General features: G+C 40.7%; 2 protein-coding genes. Both read left to right on the plus strand.

What is annotated here, in order from left to right; genetic code table 11:
- Positions 1-70: 70 nt before the first annotated feature.
- Positions 71-298, plus strand: coding sequence for a YlzJ-like family protein (locus AC1DUW_RS25940; protein WP_053345379.1), 228 nt, complete (start codon positions 71-73; stop codon positions 296-298).
- Positions 299-535: 237 nt separating this feature from the next.
- Positions 536-2,410 (plus strand): DNA translocase FtsK (locus AC1DUW_RS25945; RefSeq protein WP_477643834.1); only part of this gene is annotated, 1,875 nt, incomplete at its 3' end.

The following is a 2,410-nucleotide window of genomic DNA, read 5'->3' on the forward strand; positions in this document are numbered from 1 at the left end:
CCATGAGAAAACTAAATAGCTTTATGGATGAGAGAAGGCCAAAAATAGCAGGGGAAGAGGGGCTTCTACAATGACACTCTACACCATTGTTCCTGAGGAAATCATTTTCCCTCATCATCATGAGAAGACTGCGAATTTAATTGAAATGATATATAATGGGGTTCATGTGATGGTTGAACATGACGGAGGGAGAACGTTTCGTATCGATCGAATTGTGAGCACAAACCCTGAAGATTATATGAATGTTCACATTCAGCCGGGTGCCGTCATCAATGTTTTCGAACAGTTGAAAAGCTAGAAAAAACGCTAATATAGGTAAATTATGATATACTAAGAAAAAAATTAGCAGCCGCTTGGCTGCTTTATTCATTATATGAAAGAATTGTCATTATGAGTTGTAATTTAGCTGTATCAAGGGACAAGGTCATTTTTATTTGGTATAATTAGTGAGCGAACATTTGTTTTGTGAAGGGAAATCACTACAGGATGTTGAATAGGATGGATAGAATAGTTTCATGAAGAATCAGGTGATGTTATGGCAAAGAAGAAACGCAGGAAAAAGAAAAGTACAGAGAAATTAAAAATTACGCTGAAATATGAATTAATTGGCTTGACTTTAATAGGGTTGGCAGTCATCGCAATTGCAAAGCTTGGGGCAGTCGGAAAAGGGACGGTCTTTTTAATCCGCTTCTTTATGGGAGAATGGTATATCCTCTTTTTACTGGGAGCGATTGCTGCCGGATTCTATTTGATGATTAAAAGAGAAGTCCCTTACTTGCTGAAACGACAATTAATAGGAATGTATTTCCTTGTCGCTAGCATGCTGTTACTTAGTCATGTAACTCTGTTTAATATGCTTGCAGATGGAGGCCCATTTACGAAGCCGAGCGTCATTTCGAATACATGGGAATTATTCTGGATGGAAGTGACCGGCAAGACAAGTACCAAGGATCTTGGCGGTGGAATGATCGGTGCGATTTTATTTGCTGCTTCTCATTTCTTATTTGATGAAGCGGGATCAAAAATAGTTTCATTCCTCTTTATCATTGTAGGGGGCGTGTTATTGACCGGCAAAACGTTAGGAGAAACTCTTGGTAAATTTTTCATGGGTCTTGGTGGCTTTTTTATAAAGCAATGGTCTGCTTTCAGAGACGATATGAAAACATGGAATGATGACAAAAAAGAAAAGAAAAAAAATCCAGTTAAAAAGAAAAAACGTGAAAAAGAATCGGTGGAAGAAACAGTTCAGGCTATTCAGACGGAAGATGAAACACAGCAAATGGCAACGGAACGGATCATTTCAAGCTTTGCTGATAAAGCCTATGGCGACGAAACTGAAGTACTTCCGGTTAAAGCGACACCTACAGTTGAAAGTACAGAGGAGCAAGATGATGCTGTTCCGCCTATGAATTTTACAGAAATAGAAAATAAAGAATATCTTTTACCGCCACTCTCTTTATTATTGCAGCCCAAAAAAACAGACCAAAGCGGGGAGTATCAATTAATACATGAAAACGCGGCAAAGCTTGAACGCACTTTCCATAGCTTTGGAGTTAAAGCAAGGGTCACACAGGTTCATTTAGGCCCAGCTGTAACCAAATATGAAGTACATCCGGATGYGGGTGTCAAGGTCAGTAAAATTGTCAGTCTTTCCGATGATCTGGCCTTGGCTCTAGCAGCGAAAGATATCCGTATTGAAGCACCAATTCCCGGTAAATCGGCGATTGGAATAGAAGTCCCTAACTCCGAGGTGGYGATGGTGTCACTACGGGAAGTTTTAGAGGCGAAAGAAGTTGACAAGCCTGATGCGAAACTTCAAATCGGTTTAGGACGGAATATTTCGGGTGAAGCGGTTAAGGCGGAGCTTAATAAAATGCCGCATTTACTTGTAGCGGGAGCGACAGGCAGTGGGAAATCCGTTTGTATTAACGGTATTATCACGAGTATCTTAATGCGGGCAAAACCACATGAAGTGAAGATGATGATGATTGATCCTAAAATGGTGGAGCTTAATGTATATAATGGAATTCCCCATTTACTGGCCCCAGTTGTGACAAATCCCAAAAAAGCTGCTCAGGCTTTGCAAAAAGTGGTCAGTGAAATGGAACGTCGCTATGAGCTATTTTCTCATTCTGGTACTCGTAATATTGAAGGTTATAACGATTATATTAATCGGTATAATATTGAGGAAGATGCCAAGCAGCCACTCCTGCCTTATATCGTAGTTATTGTGGATGAATTGGCTGACTTGATGATGGTCGYCTCAAATGATGTGGAGGATGCCATCACACGCCTTGCTCAAATGGCACGGGCTGCTGGCATCCATTTAATCATTGCCACTCAGCGGCCGTCTGTCGATGTTATAACAGGGGTCATAAAAGCGAACATCCCATCCCGGATTGCTTTTAGT

It is taken from the genome of Peribacillus sp. P4_C12, assembly GCF_056402095.1.

Excerpts from the sequence above, each read along its gene's own strand:
- AC1DUW_RS25940 (WP_053345379.1), top strand. The coding sequence starts at position 71 with ATGACACTCTACACCATTGTTCCTGAGGAAATCATTTTCCCTCATCAT.